Annotated in this window: 25 protein-coding genes and 1 tRNA gene; 7 read left to right on the top strand and 19 right to left on the bottom strand. The window is 72.1% G+C overall.

Translation table 11 applies throughout. The features are described 5' to 3' along the window. The 5 genes from MU522_RS06025 to MU522_RS06005 all read right to left on the bottom strand — a co-directional run bounded on the left by MU522_RS06025 (window position 1) and on the right by MU522_RS06005 (window position 4907). Complete coding sequence (locus MU522_RS06025) at window positions 1–711, bottom strand: ABC transporter ATP-binding protein (protein ID WP_128189230.1); 711 nt, start codon at window positions 709–711, stop codon at window positions 1–3. Beyond that, window positions 708–1556, bottom strand: a complete 849-nt coding sequence (locus tag MU522_RS06020) for an ABC transporter ATP-binding protein (RefSeq protein WP_128189229.1) — start codon at window positions 1554–1556, stop codon at window positions 708–710. Before MU522_RS06020 ends, MU522_RS06025 begins: the two co-directional genes overlap by 4 nt. Next, a complete protein-coding gene (locus MU522_RS06015) occupies window positions 1553–2755 on the bottom strand; it encodes a branched-chain amino acid ABC transporter permease (protein WP_128189228.1) in 1203 nt (400 codons plus the stop codon). The genes MU522_RS06020 and MU522_RS06015 overlap by 4 nt, the downstream gene beginning before the upstream one ends. A gap of 2 nt (window positions 2756–2757) precedes the next feature. Continuing rightward, window positions 2758–3648, bottom strand: coding sequence for a branched-chain amino acid ABC transporter permease (locus MU522_RS06010; RefSeq protein ID WP_205649622.1), 891 nt, complete (start codon window positions 3646–3648; stop codon window positions 2758–2760). A gap of 74 nt (window positions 3649–3722) precedes the next feature. Beyond that, on the bottom strand, window positions 3723–4907 hold the full coding sequence (locus MU522_RS06005; protein WP_246993217.1) for a branched-chain amino acid ABC transporter substrate-binding protein: 1185 nt from the start codon (window positions 4905–4907) through the stop codon (window positions 3723–3725). 178 nt (window positions 4908–5085) lie between these two features. Between MU522_RS06005 and MU522_RS06000 the strand changes: the two genes are divergently transcribed. Then, window positions 5086–6012, top strand: coding sequence for an EamA family transporter (locus MU522_RS06000; protein ID WP_246993215.1), 927 nt, complete (start codon window positions 5086–5088; stop codon window positions 6010–6012). A gap of 24 nt (window positions 6013–6036) precedes the next feature. On the opposite strand, the gene MU522_RS05995 is transcribed toward MU522_RS06000, so the two are convergent. Continuing rightward, window positions 6037–6732 carry a GntR family transcriptional regulator gene (locus tag MU522_RS05995; RefSeq protein WP_246993213.1) on the bottom strand — a complete coding sequence of 232 codons (696 nt, stop codon included), beginning with the start codon at window positions 6730–6732 and terminating at the stop codon, window positions 6037–6039. A gap of 80 nt (window positions 6733–6812) precedes the next feature. On the opposite strand from MU522_RS05995, the gene MU522_RS05990 reads away from it, so the two are divergent. Next, window positions 6813–7328 carry a hypothetical protein gene (locus tag MU522_RS05990; protein WP_128189223.1) on the top strand — a complete coding sequence of 172 codons (516 nt, stop codon included), beginning with the start codon at window positions 6813–6815 and terminating at the stop codon, window positions 7326–7328. A gap of 4 nt (window positions 7329–7332) precedes the next feature. On the opposite strand, the gene MU522_RS05985 is transcribed toward MU522_RS05990, so the two are convergent. Beyond that, window positions 7333–7929 (bottom strand): antibiotic biosynthesis monooxygenase, encoded by a 597-nt coding sequence (locus MU522_RS05985; RefSeq protein ID WP_246993211.1) that lies wholly within the window; start codon window positions 7927–7929, stop codon window positions 7333–7335. 60 nt (window positions 7930–7989) lie between these two features. On the opposite strand from MU522_RS05985, the gene MU522_RS05980 reads away from it, so the two are divergent. Continuing rightward, a complete protein-coding gene (locus MU522_RS05980; protein ID WP_246993209.1) occupies window positions 7990–8358 on the top strand; it encodes a VOC family protein in 369 nt (122 codons plus the stop codon). A gap of 13 nt (window positions 8359–8371) precedes the next feature. Here MU522_RS05980 and MU522_RS05975 read toward each other — a convergent pair whose 3' ends face one another. The 6 genes from MU522_RS05975 to MU522_RS05950 all read right to left on the bottom strand — a co-directional run bounded on the left by MU522_RS05975 (window position 8372) and on the right by MU522_RS05950 (window position 13904). Beyond that, window positions 8372–9139, bottom strand: coding sequence for a DUF2993 domain-containing protein (locus MU522_RS05975; RefSeq protein ID WP_246993207.1), 768 nt, complete (start codon window positions 9137–9139; stop codon window positions 8372–8374). Between the two features lie 374 nt (window positions 9140–9513). Continuing rightward, a tRNA-Gly gene (locus MU522_RS05970) sits at window positions 9514–9584 on the bottom strand. 170 nt (window positions 9585–9754) lie between these two features. Beyond that, a complete protein-coding gene (locus tag MU522_RS05965) occupies window positions 9755–10090 on the bottom strand; it encodes a GNAT family N-acetyltransferase (RefSeq protein ID WP_246993205.1) in 336 nt (111 codons plus the stop codon). A gap of 42 nt (window positions 10091–10132) precedes the next feature. Further along, complete coding sequence (locus tag MU522_RS05960) at window positions 10133–10948, bottom strand: TerC family protein (RefSeq protein ID WP_246993204.1); 816 nt, start codon at window positions 10946–10948, stop codon at window positions 10133–10135. Between the two features lie 89 nt (window positions 10949–11037). Then, window positions 11038–12573 carry an amidohydrolase family protein gene (locus MU522_RS05955; protein WP_246993201.1) on the bottom strand — a complete coding sequence of 512 codons (1536 nt, stop codon included), beginning with the start codon at window positions 12571–12573 and terminating at the stop codon, window positions 11038–11040. Continuing rightward, a complete protein-coding gene (locus MU522_RS05950; RefSeq protein WP_128189317.1) occupies window positions 12573–13904 on the bottom strand; it encodes a cytosine permease in 1332 nt (443 codons plus the stop codon). The genes MU522_RS05955 and MU522_RS05950 overlap by 1 nt, the downstream gene beginning before the upstream one ends. Before the next feature lie 175 nt (window positions 13905–14079). Between MU522_RS05950 and MU522_RS05945 the strand changes: the two genes are divergently transcribed. Then, window positions 14080–15141, top strand: a complete 1062-nt coding sequence (locus MU522_RS05945; protein ID WP_281440028.1) for a PucR family transcriptional regulator — start codon at window positions 14080–14082, stop codon at window positions 15139–15141. Between the two features lie 3 nt (window positions 15142–15144). Here the strand turns inward: MU522_RS05945 and MU522_RS05940 are convergent, their stop codons facing one another. The 3 genes from MU522_RS05940 to MU522_RS05930 all read right to left on the bottom strand — a co-directional run bounded on the left by MU522_RS05940 (window position 15145) and on the right by MU522_RS05930 (window position 17830). Then, window positions 15145–16194 (bottom strand): biotin/lipoate A/B protein ligase family protein, encoded by a 1050-nt coding sequence (locus MU522_RS05940; RefSeq protein ID WP_128189319.1) that lies wholly within the window; start codon window positions 16192–16194, stop codon window positions 15145–15147. A gap of 175 nt (window positions 16195–16369) precedes the next feature. After that, a complete protein-coding gene (locus MU522_RS05935) occupies window positions 16370–17239 on the bottom strand; it encodes an alpha/beta hydrolase (protein WP_128189320.1) in 870 nt (289 codons plus the stop codon). A 51-nt stretch (window positions 17240–17290) separates the two neighbouring features. Beyond that, the gene (locus tag MU522_RS05930) at window positions 17291–17830 is read right to left on the bottom strand and encodes a TetR family transcriptional regulator (protein ID WP_246993199.1); all 540 of its coding nucleotides are present in this window, start codon (window positions 17828–17830) and stop codon (window positions 17291–17293) included. A 61-nt stretch (window positions 17831–17891) separates the two neighbouring features. Between MU522_RS05930 and MU522_RS05925 the strand changes: the two genes are divergently transcribed. Then, window positions 17892–18794, top strand: coding sequence for an alpha/beta hydrolase (locus MU522_RS05925; RefSeq protein ID WP_246993197.1), 903 nt, complete (start codon window positions 17892–17894; stop codon window positions 18792–18794). A gap of 10 nt (window positions 18795–18804) precedes the next feature. On the opposite strand, the gene MU522_RS05920 is transcribed toward MU522_RS05925, so the two are convergent. After that, a complete protein-coding gene (locus MU522_RS05920; protein ID WP_246993196.1) occupies window positions 18805–21063 on the bottom strand; it encodes an excinuclease ABC subunit UvrA in 2259 nt (752 codons plus the stop codon). A 103-nt stretch (window positions 21064–21166) separates the two neighbouring features. Between MU522_RS05920 and MU522_RS05915 the strand changes: the two genes are divergently transcribed. After that, window positions 21167–22492, top strand: coding sequence for a solute carrier family 23 protein (locus MU522_RS05915; protein ID WP_246993194.1), 1326 nt, complete (start codon window positions 21167–21169; stop codon window positions 22490–22492). A gap of 15 nt (window positions 22493–22507) precedes the next feature. On the opposite strand, the gene MU522_RS05910 is transcribed toward MU522_RS05915, so the two are convergent. After that, entirely contained in the window at window positions 22508–24061 is a 1554-nt protein-coding gene (locus MU522_RS05910; RefSeq protein WP_246993192.1) for an MFS transporter, read from the bottom strand. Window positions 24062–24272: 211 nt separating this feature from the next. On the opposite strand from MU522_RS05910, the gene MU522_RS05905 reads away from it, so the two are divergent. Continuing rightward, window positions 24273–25559 (top strand): MFS transporter, encoded by a 1287-nt coding sequence (locus MU522_RS05905; protein WP_246993190.1) that lies wholly within the window; start codon window positions 24273–24275, stop codon window positions 25557–25559. Here the strand turns inward: MU522_RS05905 and solA are convergent. After that, window positions 25525–26673: an N-methyl-L-tryptophan oxidase gene (gene solA, locus MU522_RS05900; RefSeq protein ID WP_246993187.1), complete on the bottom strand. Its 1149-nt coding sequence runs from the start codon at window positions 26671–26673 to the stop codon at window positions 25525–25527. The genes MU522_RS05905 and solA overlap by 35 nt on opposite strands. Window positions 26674–26865 lie beyond the last annotated feature (192 nt).

Genomic DNA, 26865 nt, shown 5'->3' with positions numbered 1-26865 from the left:
TCAGGCGCCCAGGTACGCGTCCACGACGCGCGAATCCTTCGCGAGCTCCGCCGCCGCTCCCTGCAGCGTCACATGCCCCGTCTCGACGACGTAGGCGCGGTCGGCGATGCGGAGGGCGGCACGAGCGTTCTGCTCGACCAGCAGCACGGTCGTGCCCTGGCGGTTGACCGCGGAGATGATCTCCATCACCTGCTTCACGACCAGCGGCGCGAGTCCCATCGAGGGCTCATCGAGCAGCAGGAGCCGCGGTCCGGCGACGAGCGCCCGGCCGATGGCGAGCATCTGCTGCTCGCCGCCGGAGAGCGTCCCTCCCTGCTGCTTGCGCCGCTCGGCGAGCCTGGGCATGAGCGAGTAGGCGAGGTCGACGCGTTCCGCGATCGCCTTCTGGTCCTTGACCGTGTAGCCGCCCAGCAGCAGGTTGTCGTGCACCGTCATGGTCGAGAAGATCCGGCGGCCCTCGGGCACGTGGACCAGCCCGCGGGAGACGATGTCCCAGGGCTTGGCCGTGCCGAGGTCGATGCCGTCCCAGCGCACGACGCCGCTCTTGGGGCGCACGAGGCCCGAGAGGACGTTCATGGTGGTCGACTTGCCAGCGCCGTTGTTGCCGAGCAGGCAGACGATCTCGCCCTCCTCGACCTCGAAGGAGAGCTGCCGCAGCGCGTGCACGCGGCCGTAGTAGACGTCGGCCTCGGTGACCTCGAGCCAGCTCATGCTGGATCCTCCTCGTTGCCCTCGGCGTCCGGCTCGACGACGTCGACCATGTCGGTGAGCGTGGTGTCATCGACCGCTCCATCATCGTCGGCGCCGAGGTAGGCCTCGATGACGACGGGATCCGCCTTGATCTCGGCGGGCGTGCCGTCGGCGATCTCCTTGCCGTAGTTGAGGACGACGATGCGCTCGGCGAGCTCCATCACGAGCCCCATGTCGTGCTCGATGAGCACGATGCCGACACCGAGCTCGCGGATCTTGCGGATCAGCCGCATGAGGCCCTGCTTCTCGCCGTAGTTCAGTCCGGCCGCCGGCTCGTCGAGCAGGAGCAGCTTGGGGCTCGTGGCGAGCGCGCGGGCGATCTCGACGCGCCGCTGCTCCCCGTACGGGAGGTTCGTGACGTAGAGCTGCTCATCGCCCTCGAACCCGACGAAGTCGAGCCAGCCGCGCGCCTCGCGGGCGCACGCCTCCTCGGCTCGGCGGTAGCGCGGCGTGTGCAGGAGGTTGTCGAGGAAGCCCTCGCGCAGGTTGCCGTGCATGGCAGTCTTCACGTTGTCGAGGACCGTCATCTCCTTGAAGAGGCGGAGGTTCTGGAACGTGCGCGCCATGCCGCGGCGGGTGATCGTCGAGGGCAGCACCTTCATGATGGATCGGCCCTCGAAGTCGATCGAGCCGCTCGTCGGCCGATAGAAGCCGGAGATGCAGTTGAAGGCGCTCGTCTTGCCGGCGCCGTTGGGACCGATGACCGCGAGGATCTCGCCCTCCCGGACGTCGAACGAGAGCCCGTCGACGGCCTTGACGCCGCCGAAGCGGAGGTGGAGGTCGCGGACCTCGAGCAGCGCGGTCATCGCCTGACCTCCTTGTCGTCAGCGGGGTCGTCGGAAGACGGATCGTCCGGGCCGGCGTCGAGCGGTGCGGGACCGTTCACCGCCCGGTCGTCGATCGACTCGATCGGCGCGGTCGCGGGCCATGCCCTCGGCTTGTGGGCGCGCACCCAGGGCAGGACCGCGGTCGCGGGCCAGAGCCCCGACGGCCGGAAGATCATCACCACGACCAGCAGCACGCCGAAGATCAGGAAGCGCCACTCCGAGAACTCGCGCAGCAGCTCCGGCGCGAGCGAGACGAACAGCGCGCCGATGATCACGCCGGGCGTCGACCCCATGCCGCCGAGCACGACGGCCATAAGGATGAGCGCCGAGTAAAGGAAGTGGAAGGAGTTCGGGCTGATTGCCGTCAGGTGCGTCGCCATGAGCTGGCCTGCGAGGCCGGCCCAGACCGCACCGATGATGTAGGCCGAGATCTTCGTGACGTAGGTGTTGATGCCCATCGCCTCGGCGGCGTCCTCGTCGTCGCGGACCGCCTTCCAGGCCCGCCCCATGCGCCCGCGCGACAGGCGCCCGAGGCCGATGATGCCGACGGTCACCACGATGACGGCGACGAAGTAGTAGAAGATGATCGATCCGGAGAACTGCAGCCCGAAGAGGTCGAGCCCGTCCCGGAAGCTCCAGTCGCCGAACTCCCACGTGGGGATGCCGCTGATGCCCGAGGGGCCGCCGGTCACGTCGAGGTTGTTCGCCGTGATGCGGATGATCTCGCCGAAGCCGAGCGTCACGATCGCGAGGTAGTCGCTGCGCAGCCGCAGCGTCGGGCCGCCGATGATGATGCCGGCGACCACGCAGGCGAGGATCGTCGCGGGCACCGCCGCCCACATCGGCCAGCCGAGGGTCGTCGTGAGGATGCCGGAGACGTAGGCGCCGACCGCGAAGAACGCGATGTAGCCGAGGTCGAGGAGGCCGGCGTAGCCGACCACCACGTTGAGGCCCATGCAGAGCATGATGTAGATGAGCGCGCTCGTCGCGATCGAGATCGTGTACGCGCTCGCGTCGATGAAGGGCAGCGCGAGCAGCAGCACGACGCCGAGCAGGCCGAGGATCCGCATGAAGCCCTGCTGCGAGCGCGGGCCCGAGGCCGGCCTGCTGCGCTCGAAGAGCGGCGCCGGAGCGCGCAGCGGCGCGTGCTTGAGCGCCTGGTCCAGCTGCGTGGCCATGGTCACATCCTCTCCACGACGCGGTTGCCCAGCAGTCCGGTCGGCTTGAAGGTCAGGATCAGGATCAAGATGGCGAACGAGAAGACGTCTCGCCATTCGCCGCCGAGCCAGGCGGCGCCGAACGACTCGAGCAGCCCCAGGAGGAGGCCGCCGAGCATCGCGCCGTAGAGATTGCCGATGCCGCCGATGACGGCCGCCGTGAACGCCTTCAGGCCGATGACGAATCCCATGAGGAAGTCGATCGAGCCGTAGTAGGCGCCGGCCATGACGCCCGCGGCACCGGCGAGCGCGGAGCCGATGAAGAACACCGTGGCGATCACGCGGTTGACGTTGACGCCCATGAGGTGCGCGGCCTGGGGGTCGAGCGCGATCGCTCGCATCGCTCGACCCTCGCGAGTGCGCTCGACGATGTGGGCGAGCACGAACATCAGCACCGCAGCCACGATGACGAGCACGATCTGCGACATCGAGATGCGCATGCCGAGCGCGTCGAACGACTCCGAGCTGAGCCGCACGGGGAACGCGCGCGGGTTGGGGCCGAAGATCTGCCGGATGCCGTACTCGAGCGTGAAGGAGACGCCGATCGCGGTGATGAGCACCGCGAGCCGGGGGCTCTTGCGCAGGGGCCGGTAGGCCACTCGCTCGATGCCGACGCCGATGAGGCCCGTCACGACCATCGCGAGCAGCAGGATCGCGAGCAGCATCGGGATGGAGGCCGAGGCGGGGATGCCGCCGACCGAGCTCAGCACCAGGAAGCCCACGAAGGAGCCGAGCATGTAGATGTCGCCGTGGGCGAAGTTCAGCAGCTTGATGATGCCGTAGACCATCGAGTAGCCGAGTGCGACGAGAGAGTAGAACGAGCCGACGATGAGGCCGTTCCAGATGAGCTGCATCACGGTGGTGCGGCTCCTTCCGGGGTCGTCAGGGATGGTGGAGGGCGGAGCGCGAGCCCCGCCCTCCGCGGTCGTCAGCCCTGCAGGTCGTCCTCGAGCACGAACTCCCCGGTCTCCTCGTCGATCGAGACGATCACGAAGCCGCCGCTCTCACGCGTGTGGTTCTCGGTGAAGGTCAGCGGTCCGGCGAAAGTCTCGAAGCCGTCGAGGCCCTCGAGCGCCTCGACCACGGCCTCGAACTCCGTGCTGCCCGCATCCTCCATCGCCTGCGCGACGATCCGGACGGCGTCGTAGGCCTGCGTCGAGTACGGGCCCGGGCGCTCGCCCGCGAGCTCCTCGTAGTCGGCGATCCAGTCCTCGGCGCCCGTCAGCATGTCGGGCGTCTGCGTGAAGGTGCCCACGACGTTCTCGGTGTAGCCCTCGCCGGTGATCTCGGCGAAGCTGGCGTCGATCGAGCCGTCGGCCACCATGAAGACGCCCTCGTAGCCGGCGTCGGCAGCCTGACGGTTGATCAGGGCGCCCTCCTGGTAGTAGCCCGTCCAGTAGACGAAGTCTGGAGCAGTCTGCGCCAGCTGCGTCGCGACGGAGGCGTAGTCGTTCTCGCCCGGGGTGACGGTCGCCTCGAACGCGACCTCGACTCCCGCCTCGTTCGCCTGCTCGACGAACGCGCCGGCGAGGTCGGCCGAGTAGCTCGTCGCGTCGTCGATGACCGCGACGGTGGTCGCGCCCTCCTGCTGCGCGTACTGCACAGCAGCCTGCGCCTGCTGGGTACCGGTGCCGTTGATGAGGAAGACGCCGGGCAGGCCCGCGTCGGGCAGGTCGTTGGAGTTCGCCGCAGGGATCACCATCGGGATGCCGGCCTCGTCGAAGATCGGGAGCGTCGGCAGCGTGGCGCCCGAGCAGTAGCCGCCGACCGAGGCCACGATGCCCTGCGTCACGAGCTTGTTCGCGGCCGCGACGGAGGCAGTCGCGTCGCACGCGTCGTCCTCGACGACGAGCTCGAGCTGCTGCCCGAGGACGCCGCCTGCCTCGTTGATCTCGTCGATCGCGAGCTGCGCGCCGTTCTGCATGTACTCCCCGAAGGCGGACTCGCTGCCCGAGAAGGGCGCGAGCATGCCGAGGGTGATGGGGCCCTCTGCGCCCTCCGAGGCGCCGGCGCCCCCGGCGAGGCCGCCGGAGCAGCCGGCCGTGACCGCGACGGCGCCCGCGGCCAGCAGAGCGGTGATCAGGCGCGCGGGGCGCGGGGAGAATGCAGACATGGGGCTCCTCAGGATGCTTCGTTGCAATGCCTTGCGGCGGTGTGTGACATATTACATACGTGTGGCGCCCTCGGAAGACCGCGAGACCAAATCGTGACCTCCCGGCTCAGCGGGCCTCCGCATCCGGCTCTCGCCGTCGCGCCGACGCGTGCGCCCACCATCGCTATCGTCGACACCGATGAGACGCTCGTCAGCCGCCTGGATCGCCCCGCTGATCGGCGTCGTGCTCGTCCTCGCATCGATCAGCTCGGTGCAGCTCGGCGCCGCGATCGGCAAGTCGATCTTCGATGAGATCTCCCCCGCCGGCCTGACCTTCGTGCGACTGCTCCTGGCCGCGGCGGTGATGCTCGCCGTGGCGCGACCACGACCGGGGGGATGGGCGCGCTCGACGGTGCTGGACGTCGTGGCGTTCGGCGCGGTGCTCGGCACCATGAACCTCCTCTACTACGCATCGCTGGAGCGGATCCCGCTGTCGGTGGCGGTGACGCTGGAGCTCGTCGGCCCGCTCGCCGTCGCGCTCCTGCACTCGCGCCGGATCGCCGACGTCGCGTGGGTCCTGTGCGCGGCGGCGGGCGTGGCGATCATCGCCGCGCAGGGCTTCGAGGGGAGCCTCGACATCGTGGGCTGCGTGCTCGCGCTCCTCGCGGGCGCCTGCTGGGGCGGCTACATCCTGCTGTCGCAGCGCGTGGGCGCGAAGGTGCCGGGTCTCAGCGGGCTCTCCGCCGCCATGCTGGTCGGCGCGCTCGTGGCGCTGCCGTTCGGCGCACCGGCCGCGGTGGCGGCGGTCGCCGCATCGCCCGCCGTGCTCGGTCCGGCAGCGCTCGTCGCACTGCTGTCGAGCGTGCTCGCCTACGGGCTCGAGCTGCTGGCGCTGCGGCGCATCAGCGCGCACGCGTTCGGCGTGTTCATGGCCCTCGAGCCCGCCAGCGCGGCGCTCTTCGGGTTCCTGCTCCTGTCGGAGCACGTCGGAGCCCTCGACGCGATCGCGATCGCGCTGGTCGCGATCGCCTCCGCCGGCGTCGCGATCACGGCGACGCGAGCGCGTGCGCCGCGAGCCGTCACAGGGCCGGTCGACCTGCCAGACGGGATGCCGCCCATCCCGTGAGGCGGGCGTGCGACGCGAGAGGGCTCAGCCGGCGCCGTGCTCGAGATTGCCGCTCCAGATGCCAGGCACATGCCCGATGTGCCGCCGCATCAGGGCCTCGGCTGCCTCGCCGTCTCCGCGCACGAGCAGCGCGAGCAGCTCGTGGTGCTCTGCCGCGGACTCGGCCAGCAGTCGTGACTCCGACAGCGCAGCGAGGCCGCCGAGCCGAGTCTGCTGACGGAGGTCGCGCACGATCCGCGTGAGGTGGTCGTTGCCGACGAGGTCGATGAGCAGCAGGTGGAAGCGCGTGTCCGCGGAGAGGTAGTCCTGCAGACGGCCCTCCTGGCCGGACGCGACGATCTCGTCGGCGAGCGACTGCAGCTCAGCGCGAGCGCTCTCCGGCAGGTGTCCGGCGAGCTCGCGCATCGGGGGGCACTCGAGGAGCTGTCGTACCTCGGCGAGCTGTCGGAGCTCGTGGAGCGAGACATCGGTGACGCGGAACCCCTTGTTGCGCAGAGGCTCGAGGAATCCTCTCCGCTGGAGCGTGAGCAGTGCCTCGCGCACGGGCGTCGCACTGACGCCATACTGCGCTGCGAGGGTCGGCGCCGTCAGGACGGTGCCCGGCTCGAGCATGCCGGCGATGATCTGGGAGGCGAGCGACTCCTCGACCTGCTCGCGCAGGCTCGTCCCCGGCTGGAGGCGCGAAGCCCCCGCGAGAGCTGCGCCGACGTGCTGCGTCATACATCACAGGGTATGCGACACGGGCCGGATCCTCGCGCACGCGGCGGGCCGATCACCTGGCGCGGTGGGAGCATGGAGCCGTGGCTGGACACGACGAGGACGCCCGGCGGTGGGCGCCGCCGGGGCATCCGGCCGCGCGCGGCGCCGGCGGCGGGGGCGCGCCCGAGCAGCCCGGCACCTCGGCGGCGGCCCCGTGGACCCGCGGAGCCCGGCCGACCCGGCGGCCGGACGACGCATCCGCCACCTCCTCCGTGCCCGTGCCGGCGCCGCCGTGGGACGCGCCGCCCGAGCAGGGCGCGTCCGGCGAGCGCGAGCCGCGCATGTGGCCGATCGCGGCCGGCATCGCCGGGCTCGCGGTGCTCGCGTCCATCCCGCACTGGGTCGCGCCGACGATCGCGCTCATGGTCTCGCTCGTCGGCATCCCTATCGCGTGGGGGTTCCGGCGCATCTCGCACGGGCGGCGGCGCGTGCAGTACGTCGTCGTGGTGCTGACGCTGCTGCTGACCGCCGCGCTCGCGGTCATCGCGCCGCTCCTCTGGCTCGAGCTCGGCGTGCTCGCGCCGCTGACCGTGCCGGACGTGCCCGCCCCGGAGTGAGCCGCTAGCTGCCGGGCCGCGCCCGCGGGTGCAGCCAGGGCGCCGCGAGCCGCGTGATGAACGGCAGGATGAGCCCGACCATGATCGGCGTCAGGATCACGGTCGAGATCAGCAGCCGCAGCGGCAGCGCGAGCTCGGCGAAGCCGGGGATGAGCCCGAGCAGGAACGTGACGAGCACGTTCATGGGGAAGAACGCGAGCCAGACGACGATCATCTGCTTCCACACGGGCGGTGCGGGCGTCGACTGCCGGATCTCGACGCGGGCGTCGTCCTGCAGCACCACGCCCTCCGGCGCGTCGAACCAGCCCTCGATGCCGGTGCGGCGCTCGACGCGCGACTCGCGGGCGAAGCTCGCGCCCGCCGAGATCCATTGCGCGCGCTCGACGCTGCGCTCCCACGCCTCGAGCGTCGCCCGGTCGGCGAACCGGTAGATCATGTGCCAGCGCACGCTGCCGGGCTCCTCGCGCACCCAGCCGGCGCCGAGGAAGCCCGGGAAGAGCGTCGCGAGCGCGACACCGTGCTGCACCCACGCCTGCGCGTAGCGCTCCATGCTCGGGTCGACGGTGCGCTCGATGGCGACGGTGATCGGCGACTGCTCCATGCCTCAACCGTGGCAGATGGGAGGTTTCGCCCGCATGTCGCGCGGGGCTAGCGTTCCGGCATGGACAGCGTGGGCGAGGGGTTCGACGAGCTGCTGGCGATCGCGTGCGTGCGCGACCGGGCGGCGGGCATGCGCTGGTACGAGACGCTCCTCGGGCGCCCCTCCGACGCGATGGCGGGCGAGGAGGCGCTGTGGCGGATCGGGGCGGATGCGTGGCTCGTCGTCGACGAGCGGCCGGCGCGGGCGGGCGCGTGCACGGTCACGATCGCGGTGCGCGGGCTCGACGCCATGCTCGAGCGGCTCGCCGCCGCCGGCGTGCGGCCCGAGCACGCGGAGCGGTACGCCAACGGCGTGCACCACGTGACGATCGTCGACCCGGACGGCAACAGCGTCTCGCTCGCGGAGGCGCCCGCGGGCTTCGCGCTCTGACGGGCCTTCGCGGTCAGCAGGTGCCGTTCGCCTGCAGCTCGGGATCGTCGATGATGCCGCCGTCGATGTCGAAGCCGGCCACGACCTCGTCGCCGACCACCTCGACCGATTGCAGGGTGAGGGCGGCGGGCACCGAGGAGGCGATGCAGACGCTGCGGTCCTGCAGCAGCGGCTCGAGCAGGCCGCCGAACTGCTGGCGCAGCTGGTCGGCGGTGACGGTGGCGTCGGCGATGCTGCCCGAGACGGGCGAGAGCACCAGGTCGCCCTCGGCGGCGCCCGGCTCGAGCACGATGCCGAGCGGGATGGCCGCGCCGAGCACGTCGACCTCGGTCGATGCCGTCACGTTCGGCTCGTCGAGCTCGATCGTCTCGGCGGGGAAGCCGTCGATCGTCGACAGCAGGGCGCGCAGCTGCTCGGTCGTCATCCGCACGTCGGCGGTGCCGCCGGCCGCGGCGCGGTCGGCGCGGATCGGCACGTCCTGCAGCTCGGCGGCGACGTCGCCGCTGAACGAGCCCACGGTGACGTCCTCGGAGGCGAGCCGCACCTCGGCGAGCGAGCCGGCGACGAGCTGCGGCAGCAGGATGCCGTCGACCTCGACGTCGACCGGGTGGTCGGCGGGCAGCTGCAGCTGCTCGACGACGGTGGAGCGGATGACGCCGGGCACCATCTGCCGCGCGACGAGCTCGGCGACGACGAGGAGCGCCGCGATGACGACGAGGATCGCGGCGACGATGAAGAACGCGCGGCCGGGGCTGCGGCGGGGCTTCGCGGTGGCGGTCATCGGCGGCCTCCGTCGGGCGTCGGGGTCTCGAGGCTGCTCGTCTGGATCACAGGTCGAGGGTAGATGGGGCGTCGCATGAGCGCCTGAACGGCGAAGACCCCGCCTCAGGCGGGGTCTCGTGGAGCGGATGACGGGCGCGGAGGCCCGGTGGGGCTCCGGGTGATCCGACCAGCGCGGCCGCAGGCCGCTCGACCGTTCGATTCCCGGCAGGAGCGACGAAGGACCCCGCCTGCGGCGGGGTCCTGAGGAGCGGATGACGGGCGCGGAGGCCCGGTGGGGCTCCGCGAGGTCCGACCAGCGCGGCCGCAGGCCGCTCGACCGTTCGGTTCCCGGCAGGAGCGACGAAGGACCCCGCCTGCGGCGGGGTCCTGAGGAGCGGATGACGGGAATCGAACCCGCGCTATCAGCTTGGGAAGCTGAAGTTCTGCCATTGAACTACATCCGCGCGGCCGGGTGACCGGCTGGGGTCCATGGTACGGCACGGCGCTGGGAGGCGGGGTGGTCTCGACTCGCGCGGCTGCGACGCGCGGCTCGACCAGCGGAGGGAGCGCTGGGGAGGCGGTGTGGTCTCGACTCGCGCGGCTCCGCCGCGCGGCTCGACCAGCGAGCAGCAGGCTACGCCGTGGGCGGCGAGGGCACGTAGGGGTGGGCGACGAGCGACTGGTGCTCGGGGTGCTTGCCCAGCCAGCCCTGCACGAACGTGCACTGCGGCACGATCATGCGGCCGGCATCCGTCGCGTCCTGCATCGCGAAGCGCGCGAGCGCGCTGCCCACGCCGTGGCCGCCGAACGCGTCGCCGACGACCGTGTGCTGCAGCACGCGGTTGCCGTCGGCGTCATCGGCGTACGAGAGCACGCCGGCGAGCCGGTCGCCGATGTGGGCCTCGTAGCGGGAGCGGTCGGAGTCGTCGCCGACCACCACGTGGACGTCGTGCGATGCGGGCTCGGTCATGCGACCCATCCAACCCCGGCGGCCCCGCCGCCGACAAGGGCGTCAGCGCGACTCGGCGGCGGGCGCCTCGGGAGCCGCGGCCCCGTCGGCCTGCTCGTGCAGGGTGTCGTGCAGGTGCACGGGCTCGACCTGCTTGCCCTTGCGCTTCGCGCGGCGCGACGCGGCCCAGAGGTTGAGCCCCTCGACGAGCACCGCGAACGCCATCGGGCCGTAGATGAGGGCCTTGTCGATGTGGATGCCGAAGCCGTCGGCGATGAGGAAGACGCCGATGAGCAGCAGGAACGACAGCGCGAGCATCTTCACCGTCGGGTGGCGGTTCACGAACTCGAAGATGTACTTCGCCGAGAACAGCAGGATGCCGAACGACAGCAGCACCGCGGTGATGATGACGAGCATGTTGCTCGTCATGCCGACGGCGGTGATGACCGAGTCGAGCGAGAAGACGAGGTCCATGAGCAGGATCTGCGCGAGCACCGCGCCGAAGGTGGCCTTCACCGCGGAGGAGGCGTGCTCCTCCTCGCCCTCGAGCTTCAGGTGGATCTCGTGCACCGCCTTGTAGAGCAGGAACGCGCCGCCGGCGATGAGGATCAGCTCGCGGCCGGAGAAGCCCATGCCGAAGAGCGTGAAGAGGTCGTCGTTGAGGGTGATGATCCAGCCGGCGAGCAGCACGAGTCCCACGCGCATGACCATCGCGAGCGTGAGGCCGAGGTTGCGCGCCCGCGCCTGCTGCTCCTTCGGGAGCTTCGAGGCGAGGATCGAGATGAAGATCACGTTGTCGACGCCGAGGACGATCTCGAGCACGAACAGGGTGAGGAAGACCGCGATGAGGTCGGGCGTGAATTCGAGCGAGAAGTCCATGGTGGTTCCAAGCCTAGGCATCCGAGGTGTCCAGAACCTCACAGCCGCGATGCGCGGCGACCGGACGGACGCCGCGCATCGCGGTGGTGTCAGTGAGCGAGCGCCCCCGCCAGCCAGGACCGCTCATCTCCCGTCCAGCGGTTCACCCCGACGTCGCGCCGCGCCGTCTCGGCGTGCATCCGGGCGAACGCGGGCACGAAGACGCGGTTGATCCGGTCGAGCCGGTCCTGCTCCTCCCGGATGCGGTCGGCCACCGCGAGGAACTCGGCGATCACCGCATCCTCGTCGATGAGGGTCAGGCGTCCGTGCTCGACCGTGACGACGCCGTCGACCATGACGCGCACGATCGACGACCCGTTCTCGCTGTAGACGAGGTGGTTCTCGAGCGTGTTCCTGGGCAGGAACGCGAGCGTGCTGGTGTCGAACATCGTGAGGTCGGCTCGCTTGCCGACCTCGAGCGACCCGACGGCGTGGTCGAGCACCGCGGAGCGGGCTCCGCCGATCGTCGCTGCCGTGAGCACCTCGTCGACCGTCGGCCAGGCATCGAAGTCGGGCTCCGTCACCTTGTGCAGCAGCGCGGCCATCTTCATGACCTCCATGAGCCGCGGGGTGTCGCTCGACGAGCAGCCGTCCGTGCCCAGGCCGAGGTTGACCCCGTGGCGGTGGTAGTCGCGCCACGGCAGGATGCCCGAGCCGAGCTTGAGGTTCGAGATCGCGTTGTGCGAGACCGAGACGTGCTTCGCCGCAATGCGCGCGATGTCCTCGTCGTCCACCCAGATGCCGTGCGCGAACGTGGTGTTGCGCGACAGCGCACCGATCTCGTCGAGGTGCTGCACGAGCGAGCGGCCGTAGAGCTCCGTCCCCGTGACCGCCTGCGTCTTCGTCTCGAGCACGTGGATGTGCATCTCGGCGTCGAACTCCTGGGCGAGCGCGTTGGCGCCCACGAGCAGGTCGTCGGTGCAGCGCTGCGGACCGGAGGGCGCCACCATGTAGCGCAGGCGGCCGTCGGCCCGGCCGTGGTGCGCCGCGAACGCCTGCCTCGAGAAGTCGAGGTACTCGGAGGCGGTCAGCACCTGCTGCGCCCGCACCTGCCGCACGACGTCCTCCGGCAGCCAGCCGACGACGAACGGCAGCGTGTCGACGAACGGACGGTTGATGATGTGGCCCGAGACGTTGGCGCGGATGCCGATCGCCTCGTACGCGTCGACGACCGCCGCGAGCTGGGCCGCATCCTGGCCGGGCGTCTCGAGCACGTCGTCGACGAGGGTCGTCACGCCGTTCTTCATCGACTCCATCGCGAACAGCAGGGTGCGCAGCCGGATGACGTCGGGCGTCAGCGGCGAGCCGCCGAGGATCGGGTACGACAGCAGCATCCACAGCTCGAGGGGCAGGTTGTCGTAGCGGCCCTTGTAGAGGTACTCCCACGAGTGGGTGTGCGCGTTCACGAAGCCGGGCGAGATCAGCAGCCCCGACGCATCGATCACCTCGTCGCCCGGCTGCGCCTCGAGGGCGGGCGCCATCGCGACGATCGTGCCGTCGGCGATCCGGATGTCGCGACGCACCGCGCGCGACCCGGTCGACGCATCCATCGTGACGACGTCGCCGCCGCGGATGAGGGTGCCCATCAGGCGGCCGCTCCGGTCGCGACGGGCTTGCGGACCGCGCGGGCGATCGCGCTGGCGACGGGCACGGCGAGGATGGCCACGATGATGCCCTGCAGGGCAGGACTGCCGATGCCGGTGAACGATCCGAAGAACGCCGCGGCGGTGCCGGCGAGGTAGGCGGCGATGCCGGCCCACTGGAACGCGGGCACCGTGCCGAGGTGCGTGCCGGGATCCCGCAGCCGCCACGTGAACAGGAACGTGCCGATCACGGCGCCGCCGAGCGGCGGGATCACGGTGCCGAGCAGCACGAGGAAGCCGGTCATCGCATCCGCCGCGTTCGTGACCGCGAGCGCGATGCCGATCACGACCCCGCCGATGATGAACGGGCGCTTGTTCGCGACGCCGAAGAGCTCGGCGCCCGCGACGCCGAAGGCGTAGGCGGCGTTGTCGTTCGTCGTCCAGAGGTTGAAGACCAGCATGAACACCGCGAGCAGTGCCAGCCCGAGCCCGAGCAGCAGGTTGGTGAAGTCGGGCTCCGCGAACGCGATCGCGCCGATCCCGCCGAAGAACAGCAGGGCGAACTCGATCACCACGACGACGCCGAGGCAGGTGAGGAACGCGGTTCCCGCCTTCTTCGAGAAGCGGGTCCAGTTGCCGATCTGCGTGCCGCCCGAGATGAAGGTCCCGATCATCATGGTGAGCGCCATCCCGGGCGCGATGGAGGCATCACCCTCGGTGGCCCACAGGTTGGCCCAGCCGCCGACCTCGCCGACCGAGAGCCCCATCACCCAGAAGCAGAGTCCGAGCATGAGCGGCACTGACACCCACGAGAGGATCTCGATGCCCTTGAAGCCCCAATAGGCCGTCGTCGCCATCAGCAGGCCGCCGAAGATGGCCAGCGGCCACGTGACGTCCCAGCCGAGCGCGGTCGCGAGCAGGTTCGCGAAGATGCCGACCGTGATGCCGTACCAGCCGATCTGCGTGCCGCCGAGCACGATCGACGCCCACTTGCCGCCGACGCGGCCCAGGACGAGGCGGGCGAGCAGCACGGTCGAGAGGCCGGTGCGGGCGCTCACGGCACCGAGCGTGGCCACGTAGAGCGCGAGCACGATCGAGGCGACGATCGCGATGCCGACGAAGCCGGCGAAGCCGAAGGCACCCGCGACGGCGCCGCCGGTGACCATGGTCGGAGTGAAGAAGAGGAATCCTGCGACGACGACGAGCACGCCGAACCAGCCCTGGCGGGCGGAGAGCGGCACGCGCGTCAACGGGTAGTCGGTGTCGATGCGCACGGGCTGCGCGTCGTCGGGCTCGGGGACGATCGCCTCGGGCCTGCTGGCGGTGGTGGTCATGGGGTGCTCCTTCCGGGAGTGCACCCATCGCACCGCCTGCACGTCACGATCGTGTTTCGGCAGCGCGAAGTGTGGTGCACCGGACGCCGTCAGGGGCGACGGGGTGGAGGAGGCTCCACCGGGCTGCAACGGCCCGGAAACGTTCGTGACACGGTCGAGCAATAGCGTCGCCGACATGCACGCCCCAGCCACCGCATCCGCTCGCATCGCGGTCGCGGACGCGCTCGCCTGGGGCGGCATCGACCTGCGGCTCATCGGCAGCCCGGTGGGGCTCGACCGCGGCATCCGCTGGGCGATCACGACCGAGCTGCTCGACCCGAGCCCCTACCTGCAGGGCGGCGAGCTCGTGCTCACCACGGGGATGTCGCTGCGCACGCCCCGCGACTGCGCGGCATTCGTCGCCGCGATCGCACCGACCGGCCCCGCGGCGGTGGGATTCGCGATCGGCGCGGGCGCCGACGCCGTGCCCGATGCGCTGGTCGCGGCGGCGAACCGGGCCGGCCTGGCGGTGCTCGTCGTGCCGCCCTCGGTCGCGTTCGTGTCGATCACCGAGCGGATCGCGGCCGAGCGAGCGCGCTTCGACGCCCGGGTGAGCGAGCAGCACTCCGTCGGCGCGCTGATCGACGCCGTCCGCCGCGGGCTCGCGAGCGCCGCGGTGCTCCTACCGCTGCTCGAGGCCGTGGGCGGGGAGGAGTGGTCGGTCATCGCGAGCCGTTCGGAGGTCGTGCCCGATCGCGGCGCGACGCTCGTCGGCACGGTGGGCGATCTCACGATCGCGATCCTGCGGCCCTACGACCTCGAGCAGGCGCTCGCATCGGCCGGCGGAGCGGCGGGCTGGAGCGGCCCAGCCGATGTGCGCGGGCTCGTCGGCGCGATCCGCGAGGCGATCGTGGCGCACCGGCTCGGCCTGCGCAGCGGCGCGGTGACCGGCCCCCGCGAGCTCGCATCGTGGGAGGGGCTGCTGCAGCGCCTCACCGACGAGCAGCTCGGGCCCTTCCGCTCGCACGTGCTGGCGCCGCTCGAGGCCTACGACCAGCGGCACCACGCGCGGCTCATCGAGACGATCGAGGCGTTCGTCGCCCATGACGCATCGGTGCAGGAGGCCGCCGCCGCACTGTTCGTCCACGCGAACACCGTGCGCAAGCGGCTCGCGCGTGTGCACGCCGTGGCCGGCCTCGACGCCCTCGTCGCGGCCGATCGCATCGCGCTCGCGGTCGCGCTCGCGAGCAGGCGGTGAACCTCACGGCACGCGGTGCAGCCACTCCTGGGTGTCGAACTTGGTGCGGATGCGCTCGGTCGCGGTCGCGAGCTCGGCGTCGGTGAGCGCGCCGTCGGTGCCGCCGTAGAGCTTGCGGAAGGTGCCCTTCAGCGCCTCCTGCACCTCGGCCTTGCCCATGCCCGTCTGCGACTTCAGCGGGTCGACGCGCTTCTTCGCGCTCGTCGTCCCCTTGTCGGAGAGCTTCTCGCGGCCGATGCGGAGCACCTCGGTCATCTTGTCGGCGTCGATGTCGTACGACATCGTCGCGTGGTGCAGCACAGCGCCGCCGGCGAGCCGCTTCTGAGCGGCGCCGCCGATCTTGCCCTTCGCCGACGTGATGTCGTTGAGCGGCGCGTAGAACGCGTCGATGCCGAGCCCCTTCAGCGCCTCGATAACCCACGCATCCAGGAACGCGTAGGAGTCCTGGAAGCTCATGCCCTGCACGAGGTCGCCGGGCACGTAGAGCGAGTAGGTGATCGCGTTGTCGGGCTCGGAGAACATGGCGCCGCCGCCCGTGATGCGGCGGAGCACGGGGATGCCGTGGCGCTCGGCGTTCTCAGGGTCGACCTCGTTCTTGAACGACTGGAACGAGCCGAGGTAGACGGCCGGGCCGGCGAGGTTCCAGAATCGCAGCGTCGGTCCGCGGCGGCCCGCCCCGACCTCCTCGGTGAGCACCTCGTCGAGCGCGACGTGCACGATCGGCAGCCGCGGCTCGTCGTCGATGATCGTCCACTCGTAGTCGCTGAACGAGCTCGCGTGCTGCAGCGCCCGGCGGATCGCGACCCCGACCGACTCGGGGGTGAAGCCGAGCAGCACGGCCCCCTCGGGCAGGCCGGCCTTGATCGCCTCGCCGATCTCGACGGCGGTCGCGGTGACGGGCAGGCCGTTCACCGCGGCGTCGATCGCGCCGAGCGCGTCGTCGGGCTCGAGGAAGAAGTCGCCCGCGAGGCGGAAGCCGGCGATGCGGCCGTCCTGCTCCTCGAGGTCGACGACCACGAGCTTGCCGCCGGGGACCTTGTACTCGCCGTGCATGCGCTCCAGCCTAGGCGGCGGTCGGTCGGGCGCACGCCGTGCGGTCGTGGCCCGGCGCCCCCGCCGACCCGTTGCACCGACACCGACCCGGTGCACCGGGTCGGTGTCGGTGGGAGGGGTCGGTGAAGCGGCGGGCGCACCCGCGGGGGTGCGGCACCCGGCCAGCCGGCGCCCGTCAGGCAGGCAGCAGGCGCGCGTCGAGCCAGGCGACGATGTCGTCGAGCACCTTCGCGCGGTTGATCTCGTTGAGGATCTCGTGCCGCGCGCCCGGGTAGACCGTGACGGTGACGTCGGTGAGGCCGCCGCGCGAGCGGTAGGCGTCGCCGAGCCGCCGCAGCGACTTGGGCCCGGCCATCGAGTCGTCGGAGCCGCCGGCGATGAGCATCGGGATGGGCGGGTCGATCCGCTTGGGGACGCCGTAGAGGCGCAGGCCGTCGGCGACGCCGAAGAGCGGCAGCACCTTCGCCGGGAACGTCAGCGGATCCTCGGCGAACGCCGCGACGACAGCCGGGTCGCGCGAGATCCACTCGTAGCCGGTGTCGCCCAGGTGCGCGTGGCGGGCGTTGAGGTCGCCCGGGTTCATCGAGCCGGGCATGCGGTAGGCGGTGCCGCTCAGGATCGCGGCGTCGACGAGGTCGCTGTAGCCGTTGAGCAGGATCTGCGTCGACAGCGAGCCCCACGAGTGGCCGAGCACGGCGACGGGCAGGCCCGGGTGCTCGGCCCGGATCTGCTTGAGCACGTGCACGAGGTCGCCGACGACCGCGCGCATCCCGCCCGGGCCGAGGCGGCCCAGTCGCTCGAGGTCGCCGCCGTGCTGCGTGACGCCGGTGGCGCCGTGGCCGCGCTGATCGATGGCCCACACCGCGTAGCCGGCCTGCACGAGCCGCTGCGCGACGTGCTCGTAGCGCAGCGCGTGCTCGCCGAGGCCGTGCGCGATGAGCACGACCGCCTTCGGCCTGCCCGGCCGCCAGCGGTAGCGATGGATCGTCACGCCCTGGAGGTCGACGAACGTCGACTCCTCCCGGATCGCGGTGAACTGCGGCATGGTGCGGAGTCTACGACGGCGATCCCGGCGCCGCCCCTGCACCGCCCGCCGTCAGCCGAGCGCACCCCGCACGACGATCGCGAGCGCCGGCCGGGGGTCGGATGCGTCGCCGCGGGCGATGCGGTGGAGGATGATGCCCTCGCTCGCGGCCATCAGCGCCTCGGCCGCGCGCTCGGGCTCGGGCGCGCCGAGGTCGCGCAGCGCGCCCTCGACGACGGCGACGTAGCCGGCGCGCGACGCGCTGATGCGCTCCCGCAGCCGCGCGTCGTGGGCCGCCTCGAGGAAGAGCACGTGGCGGGCCGCGGTCGCGATCCGCAGGGGGCCCGTGACGAGCTCGATGAGCTGCGCCGACTGCTCGACGAGGTCGTCGGCGCTCTCGACGCGCATCGCGCGCAGCCCTTGCATCTCGGCCGCGACCAGCCCGTCCGAGGCGCCCTCCACGAGCGCCGCCCGAGTGCGGAAGTGGTTGGAGGTCGATCCTTCCGGCAGGCCGGCGCGCTCGTCGACGCGCCGGTGCGTGAGGGCTCGCGCCCCCTCGGTCCCGAGCAGCTCGATGGCCGCCGCGACGACCCGATCGCGCGTGGTGCTCATGACTGGGCAGGTTACTACAGAGGTAGTGGCGCGTTCACTACGATCGTAGTAGCGTTCGGCCATGGAAGCCCAGACAGCGGCACTCATGCCCGAGGTGGCGGGCGTCACGCACCGCCGGATCCGCGCCGGCGACGTCGACGTGCACGTGGCCGAGGCGGGACCGGCCGATGCCCCGCCCGTGCTCCTGCTGCACGGCTCGCCGCAGCACTGGTACGAGTGGCAGGGGGTCATCCCGCTGCTCGCGGCCGACCACCGCGTCATCGCACCCGACCTGCGCGGCTGCGGGTGGACATCCGCCCCGGCCGGCGGCTACGACCTCGACACGCAGACGCGCGACGTGCTCGCGATGCTCGACGCCCTCGAGCTCGAGCGGCCGACGCTCGTCACGCACGACTACAGCGGCTTCATGGGCTGGCGCATCGCGTTCGACCACCCCGAGCGGCTGCGCGCGCTCGTCGCGCTCGGCTCGCCCCACCCGTGGAGCCGCCCCACCGCCGGCATGCTGCGGCACGTGTGGCGGCTGTGGTTCCAGCCCGTGCTCGCGGCGCCCGGCGTCGGCCCGCTCGCCGTGCGCGGCGGCCGGCAGCGCGCCGTGTCCTTCATGCTCGACTGGCCCGAGCGCACCTTCGACGACGCCGACCGCGACCGGTACCTCGCCTTCTGGCGGCAGCCCGCGTCGGCGCACGCGCTCTCGGCCATCTACCGGCAGCTCGTGCTGCCCGGCATGGCCGCCATCGCGCGCGGGCCGTGGGACGGCCGGCACCTCGCCGTGCCGACGCGCATCGTGCTCGCCGGCAAGGATCCGATCCTCGACGAGGCCTCCCTGGGCCCTTGGCGCGGCACGGCCGACGACCTGCGGGTCTCGACGGCGGCGGGCGCCGGGCACTACATCGCCGACGACCGGCCGGATGCGGTCGCCGCGGTCGTGCGGGAGGTGACCGCCGCGGCTGCGGGGCGCGGGTGAGGGTGCGGGCTCACGCCGGCGCGAGCCGCCTCGCCAGGTGGCGGCCCGTGAGCGAGTCGCCCGGGTCGGCCGCGAGCGCCGCCGGCGTGCCCTCGAAGACGACAGCGCCGCCCTGCGCGCCCGCGCCCGGCCCCAGGTCGATGAGCCAGTCGGCGCGCGAGACGACGTCGAGGTTGTGCTCGATCACGATCACCGTGCGACCGGCGTCGACGATGCGGTCGAGCAGGCCGATGAGGTTGTCGACGTCGGCCATGTGCAGGCCGGTCGTCGGCTCGTCGAGCACGATGACCGCCGCGGTCGTGCCCATCTCGATCGCGAGCTTCAGCCGCTGCCGCTCGCCGCCCGAGAGCGTCGTGAGCGTCTGGCCGAGGCGGATGTAGCCGAGCCCCACGTCGACGAGGCGGCCGAGCATCGGCTGCACCTGCCGCTCGGTGAAGAACCGCTGCGCCTCCTCGACCGACATGTCGAGCACGTCGCCGATCGACGCGCCGCGCAGCTCGTACTCGAGCACCTCGGCCGTGAAGCGGCGGCCGCCGCACAGCTCGCACTCCGTGACGACGCCCGCCATGAAGGCGAGGTCGGAGTAGATGACCCCGAGGCCCTTGCACTCGGGGCACGCGCCCGCGGAGTTGGCGCTGAACAGCGCCGGCTTCACGCCGTTGGCGGATGCGAAGGCCTTCCGGATGGGCTCGAGGATGCCCGTGTAGGTGGCCGGGTTCGATCGCCGCGAGCCCTTGATCGCCGCCTGGTCGACGAACGCGACGCCGTCTCGCGGCAGCGAGCCGTGGATGAGCGACGACTTGCCCGACCCCGCGACGCCTGTGACGGCCACGAGGACGCCGGTCGGCACATCCACGTCGACGCCGCGCAGGTTGTGCTCGCGCGCGCCGCGGATCTCGAGCCGGCCGGACGGCGTGCGCACCTCGGCCTTCAGCTGCTGCCGGTGCTCGAGGTGCTCGCCGGTGCGCGTGCCGGAGGCGCGCAGCTCGGCGAAGGTGCCCTCGAAGACCACGGTGCCGCCGTGGATGCCGGCGCCGGGGCCGAGGTCGACGACCCGGTCGGCGATCGCCATCACCTCGGGCTTGTGCTCGACGACGAGCACGGTGTTGCCCTTGTCGCGCAGGCGCTGCAGCAGGCCGTTCATGCGCTCGACGTCGTGCGGGTGCAGGCCCGCGGTCGGCTCGTCGAAGACGTAGGTGACGTCGGTGAGCGCCGAGCCCATGTGGCGCACCATCTTGGTGCGCTGCGCCTCGCCGCCCGAGAGGCTGCCGGCGGGGCGGTCGAGCGAGAGGTAGCCGAGCCCGATCGCATCGAAGGTCTCGAGCAGGTCGACGAGCTTCGCCCGCAGCGGCGCGGTCGCGGCGCCGCCCGCCTCGGGCGGGATCGCGGCGACGAACGGCGCGAGGTCGGTGAGCTGCATCGCGGTCGCCTCGGCGATCGTGACGCCCTGCACCCGCACCTCGCGCGCCGCCGCGTTGAGCCGCGTGCCGTCGCACTCGGGGCACGCCTCGAAGGTGGCGGCGCGCTCGACGATGCCGCGCAGCGTCGGCTTCATCGAGTCGACGTCCTTGACGAACACGCTCTTCGTGAGCTTGGGGATGAGGCCCTCGTAGGTCCTGGTGAAGCCCGCGAAGTCGACCTTGCGCTCCTCGCCGTGCAGGAACAGCCGCAGCTCGTCGTCGGAGTAGTCGGCGATGCGCTTGTCGGGGTCGAGCAGGCCCGACTCGGCGTAGAGCTTCCAGTACCAGCCGCCGACGGCGTAGTTGGGGAAGTCGATCGCGCCCTCGTTGAGGCTCTTCGAGCGGTCGACGATCACGTCGACATCGATCGTCGACACCCGTCCGAGCCCCTCGCACGCCGGGCACATGCCGCGCGGGTCGTTGAACGAGAAGAGCACCGACGACTCGAGCCGGGGCTCGCCCACCCGCGACCACAGGATGCGGAGCATCGTGTACGCATCCGTCGCCGTGCCCACGGTGGAGCGCGAGTTGGCGCCCATCTGCTCCTGCCCGACGAGGATCGCCGCCGTCAGGCCCTCGAGGCTGTCGGCGTCGGGCTGCGGCGCCGGCGGCATGAAGCCCTGCACGAACGCGTCGTACGTCTCGTCGATGAGGCGGCGCGACTCGGCCGCGATCGTGCCGAACACGAGGCTCGACTTGCCCGACCCCGAGACGCCGGTGAAGACCGTCAGCTGCCGCTTCGGGATGTCGACGTCGACGCCCCGCAGGTTGTTCTCGCGCGCGCCCCGCACGCTGATGTGCTCGACCACGCGTCGACCGTACCGCCGCCCGGCCGCGCGCGGCACTGCCGTACGATCCGGGAGGCGGCCCGCAGCCCCACCCCGCACCCGCACACCCGAACCGAGGAGCCGCATGCCCACCTGGCACCGCCGCGACGAGAGCCGACTCGACGCATCCGACATCGTCCTGCCCGAGGAGCGCCTCGGCTGGGGCCGCACGATCGGCCTCGGCATGCAGCACGTCGTCGCGATGTTCGGCGCCACGTTCCTCGTGCCGATCATCACCGGCTTCCCGCCCTCGACGACGCTGCTCTTCTCGGGCATCGGCACGATCCTGTTCCTGCTCGTGACGGGCAACCGCCTGCCGAGCTACCTCGGCTCGTCGTTCGCGTTCCTCGCGCCGATCGGCGCCGCGACCGCGATCGGCGGGCAGGGCTTCGCGCTCGCCGGCATCGTGCTCGTCGGCGCGCTGCTCGCGCTCGTCGGCCTCATCGTGCACCTGGCCGGCACCCGCTGGATCGCCGCGCTCATGCCGCCGGTCGTCTCGGGCACGATCGTCGCGCTCATCGGCTTCAACCTCGCGCCCGCCGCGCGCGACAGCTTCCTCGCCGACCCGCTGCTGTCGGTCGTCACGCTCGGCGCCATCATCGTCACCGCGGTGCTCTTCCGCGGCCTGATCGGCCGGCTCGCGATCCTCGTCGGCGTGGTGGTCGGCTATGCCGTCGCCGCGGCCACGGGCGGCATCGACTGGTCGGGCGTCGAGGAGGCCGCGTGGATCGGGCTCCCCGAGTTCCAGATGCCGACCCTCGACCCTGCGCTGCTGCCGGCCCTGCTGCTGTTCGTGCCCGTCGTGCTGCCGCTCATCGCCGAGAACCTCGGCCACGTGAAGGGCGTCGGGCAGCTGCTCGACCGCGACCTCGACCCGCTCGCCGGCCGTGCGCTCATGGCCGACGGCGGCGCGACCGTGCTCGCAGGCCTCTTCGGCGGCTCGGCGACCACGACCTACGGCGAGAACATCGGCGTGATGAGCGCCACGCGCGTCTTCTCGACCGCCGCCTACTGGGTCGCGGCGATCGCCGCGATCCTGCTGGGCCTCTCGCCCAAGGTCGGCGCCGTGATCTTCGCCGTGCCCGCGGGCGTGCTCGGCGGCGTGACGACCGCCCTCTACGGCCTCATCGGCATCATCGGCGTGCGCATCTGGATCGAGAACCGCGTCGACTTCTCGATCCCGCGCAACCAGTTCGCCGCGGGCGTCGGCCTCATCGTCGCGATCGCCAACTACACGCTCACCGCCGGCGAGCTCGTCTTCGAGGGCATCGTGCTCGGCACGGTCGCGACGCTCGTGATCTACCACCTGATGGATGCGCTCGAGCGGCTGCGCGGACCGCGCGCGGGTGCGCGCGACGACCACGCGCCGCCCGCCGCCGCGCCCGCCGAGCCGGCGCCCGGCGACCGGTAGCGGCGGGCGCGGGCGCTAGCTGCGAGTGCCCGCGGGCTCCGGCTCGGGGGCGGACGCGTCGACGAGCGGCATCGAGGTGGTGTCGATCAGCGGGTTGTCGTCCTGCCCGCGCACGAGCTCGACCGCCTCGTCGCGCGTCTCGACCGTCGGCACCGAGCCGACGAGCGGCCGCTTCGCGGTCTCGCGCATGCCGAGCACCGCGATGCCGCCGAGCACGCCGAAGAACGAGATGTAGAAGGCGGGCATGAACTCGTTGCCGGTCAGGTCGATGAGCGCCTGGCTGAAGAGCGGCGTCGTGCCGCCGAAGAGCGACACCGACAGGTTGTAGGCGATCGCCATCGCGCCGAACCGCGACGCGGTCGGGAACATCGCGGGCAGCGACGCCGCCGAGATGCCCACCCAGAGCGCCACCGGCACCGCGACCATCACGAGCGCGATCATCACGGCCCACAGCTGGCCGAGCTGCATGATCGCGAACGCGGGCAGGATGAGCAGCACCGATGCGGCGGCCGCGGCCAGGTAGACGGGCTTGCGGCCGACCCGGTCGGAGAGGCGGCCGAGCAGCGGCAGGCACGCCGCCATCACGATGAGCACCGGCACGGTCGCGAGCGCCGCGGTGAGGCCGCTCGTGCCGACGGTCGTCTCGAGGTACGTGGGCATGTACGAGGTGAGCGCGTAGCCGGCGGTGTTGGTCGCGGCGACGATCGCCATGGCGATGAGGATCTCGCGCCAGTGGTGGCGCACGATGCCGACGATCCCGTGGCGGGCGAGCGGGCCCTCGAGGTGCTCGCGCTGCTCGGCCTCGTGCGCGACCTCGTAGGCGGGCGTCTCGGGGATGCGGGAGCGGAACCAGATGGCGACGATGCCGAGCGGGATGGCGATGAGGAAGGGGATGCGCCAGCCGTACTCGACCATCGCGTCGGGGCCCGAGATCGCCTCGACGATGCCGGTCGTGATGGCGACGACCGATGCGCCGGCGGCGAAGCCGATGTACGAGCCGGCGTCGAGCCACGACGACCAGAAGCCGCGGGAGCGGTCGGGCGAGAACTCCGAGACGTAGGTCGTGGCGCCGGCGTACTCGCCGCCGGTCGAGAAGCCCTGCAGCATCTTCAGCACGTAGAGCGGCAGGATCGCCCAGGCGCCGATCTGCGCGGCGGTCGGCAGCACGCCGATGAGCGCGGTCGCGAGCGCCATCATCGCCATGGTGAAGAAGAGCACCTTCTGGCGGCCGATGCGGTCGCCGAGCGGCCCGAGCACGAGGCCGCCGAGCGGGCGCACGAGGAACGAGATCGCGAAGCCGAGCAGCACGACCAGCAGGCCCAGGCCCTCGTCCATGCCGGCGGTGAAGACGGCGGTCATCGTCACGGCGAGGTAGCCGTAGATGCCGAAGTCGAACCACTCCATGAAGTTGCCGACGACCGTGCCGGTGATGGCGGTCTTCACGCGGCTCGTCTTCACGACGAGCACGTCGTCGACCTCGAGCCGGCGGAGCTCGCCGGTGTCGGGGGCAGCGGCCGTGTCGGCGACGGGGTCGGATGCGCCCGCGGCGGCAGGGCTGCCGGGCGGCATGGGGGCATGGTGATGCGTCATGTGCGTGTCGTCTCTTCTCGTGCGTGTCGGCCTGCGTGCGAGGGCGCGGCGGAGGGCGCCGGCGCGAAGTCGGCAACGATAGCGACCTGCCTGCACACGCGCTCTGAGGTTCGGTCGCTATCGCGTGCACGCGCGTGCACGCGCACGCACGCGGCTAGTGAGGCACCGCCGCCCGTGCCACGCTTGCGCCATGACCGCATCCGGCGCGCTGCCCAGCCCGCGCCGCGTGCAGGGCACCTACTACGTGCTCGTGCTCGGGAACACGCTCGCCGCGTCGTTCATCTGGGGCATCAACACGCTGTTCCTGCTCGACGCGGGCCTGACCAACCTCGAGGCGTTCGCGGCCAACGCGTTCTACACGGTCGGCGTGCTCGTCTTCGAGATCCCCACCGGCGTCGTCGCCGACACGCTCGGCCGCCGCGCCTCCTACCTGCTCGGCACGGCGACGCTCGCCGCGACGACCACGCTCTACTGGCTGATGTGGCTCTGGCAGGCGCCCTTCTGGGCGTGGGCGGCGGTCTCGGTGCTGCTGGGCCTGGGCTTCACCTTCTTCACGGGCGCGGTCGACGCGTGGCTCGTCGACGCGCTCGAGGCGACCGGCTACCGCGGCAGCCTCGAGGCGGTGTTCGGCCGCTCGCTCGTCGTGAGCGGCGCCGCGATGCTCGCGGGCTCGGTGCTCGGCGGCGTCATCGCGCAGCTGACCGACCTCGGCGTGCCGTTCCTGGTGCGCGCCGGGGTGCTCGTGGTCATGCTCGCCGTCGCGGCGCTGCTCATGCGCGACCTGGGCTTCGCACCCGAGCGCGGCGTGGGCCCGGTGCGGGCGACGCGCGCCGTGCTCGTCGCCTCCTGGCGCCACGGGCTCGCGCGCGCACCGGTGCGGTGGCTGCTGCTCGCGAGCCCCTTCACGGCCGGCGTCGGCTTCTACGTCTTCTACGCCCTGCAGCCGCACCTGCTCGAGCTCTGGGGCGATCCCGAGGCCTACTCGATCGCGGGCCTCGCCGCCGCGCTGCTCTCGGGCGCGGCGATGCTCGGCGGCGCGATCGCACCGCTCGTGCGGCGCCTGTTCGCGCGGCGCACGAGCACGATCCTGCTCGCCGCCGCCACGAGCACGGCGGTGCTGCTCGCGCTCGGCCTCGTGCAGGACTTCTGGGTCGCGGTGGCGCTCGTCGCCGTCTGGGGCGTGATGACGGCGATCGACGACCCGGTGCACCGCGCCTACCTCAACGACATGATCCCGTCGAAGCAGCGGGCCACCGTGCTCTCGTTCGACTCGCTGCTCGGCTCGGCGGGCAGCTCGGCGTTCCAGCCGCTCCTCGGCCGCAGCGCCGACCTCGGCGGCTACGGCCTCTCACTGCTGCTGAGCGGCGCGCTCTCGGCCGTGGCGGTGCCGTTCGTGCTGCTGAGCCGCGCGCAGCGCTCCCCCGCCGACGCCGCGGAGGGCGTCACCGACGAGGGTCCAGGAACCCGATCTCCGTGAACGGCGGCTCGTCGACGGCGAGCTGGGCGGCGAGCTCGCCGAGCGCCGAGGCGTGCTTGAACGAGTGCCCCGAGCAGCCGCCGGCGACGACCACCCGGTCCGACGCATCCGTCGGCCCGACGACGAACTGCCCGTCGGGCGTGTGGGCCATGATGCAGGTCGTCAGCTCGGCGGGCTCGGGCTCGAGGTCGGGGAAGGTCGCGGCGACGAGGTCACGGATGCCGTCGGTCTCGCCCGCGTGGATCTCGCGGTCGATCGCGTCGGGGTCGTCGGCCTCGAAGGGCCCGTCGAACTCGGGGCCGACCTTCGCGAGGTCGCCCGCGAGCGCGCCGTGGCCCCAGATCCACGCGTCGCGCCCCGGCACCGAGCGGATGAAGAGCGGGATGCGCTCGATCGACGCGTCGCCGCCCTCGCGCGCCCGGAACCAGCTCATGACCACGCGGTGGGGCGTGATCGCGAGGCCCGGCACGAGCTGCGGCAGCCAGGGCCCGGCCGCGACCACCACCCGGCGCGCGCGCACGTCGCCGCCGGCGAGGCGCACGGTGGCGCCGGATGCGTCGGGCTCGATCGCGAGCACGCGCTCGCCCGTGCGGATGGTGGCGCCGGCCGCGCGCGCCGCGTCGACGGCGGCGACGATCGCCGCCTCGGGCCGCAGCACCCCGGCCTCCGGATCCCACAGGCCCACGTCGCCCGGATCGAGCCGCGCGTGGCCCGGGAGCCGGCGGGCGAGCTCGTCGGCGTCGAGCCGCTCGACCGGCAGGCCGTGCGCCGCGGCGGCGGCGAGCGTGCCCTCGATGATGCGCGAGCCCGGCTGGCCGATCATGATGCCGCCGGTGTCGAGCAGCAGCTGCTCGTCGCTCGTGGCCTCCAGCTCGCGCCAGAGCTCCCGCGCGCGTCGGGCGATGGGCACGAGGCCCGGGTGCTCCAGGCAGGCGACGCGGAACAGTCGCGTGCGCCCGTGCGAGCCGCCCCACGGGTGGCCGGGCTCGTGCTGCTCGATGCCGACCACGACGAGGCCGCGCGCCGCCAGGCGCCAGGCCGCGCTCGAGCCGATCGCGCCGAGGCCCACGACCGCGACGTCCGCCACGCGCTGGCCCACCGCATCCGCTCGCATGCCTCGACCCTAGTTCGGGCGACGCTCGGGGCGCACCGTCGGCCAACCGGCTCCGCGCGCCTGCGGCCGGATAGTCCGGCCGGACACGCACTGAGCCGGTTGACGGACGACGCTCGGGGCGCGTCGAGGCACAGGGAATAGCCTGGGGGACGGCACCGTTGCACAAGTCGTTCAGATTTGAAAGAATTGCCC

This window comes from Agrococcus sp. SCSIO52902 (genome assembly GCF_022983135.1).
In the GTDB taxonomy this organism is placed as follows: domain Bacteria; phylum Actinomycetota; class Actinomycetes; order Actinomycetales; family Microbacteriaceae; genus Agrococcus; species Agrococcus sediminis.
This window is presented reverse-complemented; position numbering and strand designations above follow the sequence as displayed.

What these genes read in the sequence shown, in the direction of transcription:
- MU522_RS06025 (WP_128189230.1), bottom strand. Translation starts at nt 711, where the DNA reads ATGAGCTGGCTCGAGGTCACCGAGGCCGACGTCTACTACGGCCGCGTG.
- MU522_RS06020 (WP_128189229.1), bottom strand. Translation starts at nt 1,556, where the DNA reads ATGACCGCGCTGCTCGAGGTCCGCGACCTCCACCTCCGCTTCGGCGGC.
- MU522_RS06015 (WP_128189228.1), bottom strand. Translation starts at nt 2,755, where the DNA reads ATGGCCACGCAGCTGGACCAGGCGCTCAAGCACGCGCCGCTGCGCGCT.
- MU522_RS06010 (WP_205649622.1), bottom strand. Translation starts at nt 3,648, where the DNA reads ATGCAGCTCATCTGGAACGGCCTCATCGTCGGCTCGTTCTACTCTCTC.
- MU522_RS06005 (WP_246993217.1), bottom strand. Translation starts at nt 4,907, where the DNA reads ATGTCTGCATTCTCCCCGCGCCCCGCGCGCCTGATCACCGCTCTGCTG.
- MU522_RS06000 (WP_246993215.1), top strand. Translation starts at nt 5,086, where the DNA reads ATGAGACGCTCGTCAGCCGCCTGGATCGCCCCGCTGATCGGCGTCGTG.
- MU522_RS05995 (WP_246993213.1), bottom strand. Translation starts at nt 6,732, where the DNA reads ATGACGCAGCACGTCGGCGCAGCTCTCGCGGGGGCTTCGCGCCTCCAG.
- MU522_RS05985 (WP_246993211.1), bottom strand. Translation starts at nt 7,929, where the DNA reads ATGGAGCAGTCGCCGATCACCGTCGCCATCGAGCGCACCGTCGACCCG.
- MU522_RS05980 (WP_246993209.1), top strand. Translation starts at nt 7,990, where the DNA reads ATGGACAGCGTGGGCGAGGGGTTCGACGAGCTGCTGGCGATCGCGTGC.
- MU522_RS05975 (WP_246993207.1), bottom strand. Translation starts at nt 9,139, where the DNA reads ATGACCGCCACCGCGAAGCCCCGCCGCAGCCCCGGCCGCGCGTTCTTC.
- MU522_RS05965 (WP_246993205.1), bottom strand. Translation starts at nt 10,090, where the DNA reads ATGACCGAGCCCGCATCGCACGACGTCCACGTGGTGGTCGGCGACGAC.
- MU522_RS05960 (WP_246993204.1), bottom strand. Translation starts at nt 10,948, where the DNA reads ATGGACTTCTCGCTCGAATTCACGCCCGACCTCATCGCGGTCTTCCTC.
- MU522_RS05955 (WP_246993201.1), bottom strand. Translation starts at nt 12,573, where the DNA reads ATGGGCACCCTCATCCGCGGCGGCGACGTCGTCACGATGGATGCGTCG.
- MU522_RS05950 (WP_128189317.1), bottom strand. Translation starts at nt 13,904, where the DNA reads ATGACCACCACCGCCAGCAGGCCCGAGGCGATCGTCCCCGAGCCCGAC.
- MU522_RS05945 (WP_281440028.1), top strand. Translation starts at nt 14,080, where the DNA reads ATGCACGCCCCAGCCACCGCATCCGCTCGCATCGCGGTCGCGGACGCG.
- MU522_RS05940 (WP_128189319.1), bottom strand. Translation starts at nt 16,194, where the DNA reads ATGCACGGCGAGTACAAGGTCCCCGGCGGCAAGCTCGTGGTCGTCGAC.
- MU522_RS05935 (WP_128189320.1), bottom strand. Translation starts at nt 17,239, where the DNA reads ATGCCGCAGTTCACCGCGATCCGGGAGGAGTCGACGTTCGTCGACCTC.
- MU522_RS05930 (WP_246993199.1), bottom strand. Translation starts at nt 17,830, where the DNA reads ATGAGCACCACGCGCGATCGGGTCGTCGCGGCGGCCATCGAGCTGCTC.
- MU522_RS05925 (WP_246993197.1), top strand. Translation starts at nt 17,892, where the DNA reads ATGGAAGCCCAGACAGCGGCACTCATGCCCGAGGTGGCGGGCGTCACG.
- MU522_RS05915 (WP_246993194.1), top strand. Translation starts at nt 21,167, where the DNA reads ATGCCCACCTGGCACCGCCGCGACGAGAGCCGACTCGACGCATCCGAC.
- MU522_RS05910 (WP_246993192.1), bottom strand. Translation starts at nt 24,061, where the DNA reads ATGCCGCCCGGCAGCCCTGCCGCCGCGGGCGCATCCGACCCCGTCGCC.
- MU522_RS05905 (WP_246993190.1), top strand. Translation starts at nt 24,273, where the DNA reads ATGACCGCATCCGGCGCGCTGCCCAGCCCGCGCCGCGTGCAGGGCACC.
- solA (WP_246993187.1), bottom strand. Translation starts at nt 26,673, where the DNA reads ATGCGAGCGGATGCGGTGGGCCAGCGCGTGGCGGACGTCGCGGTCGTG.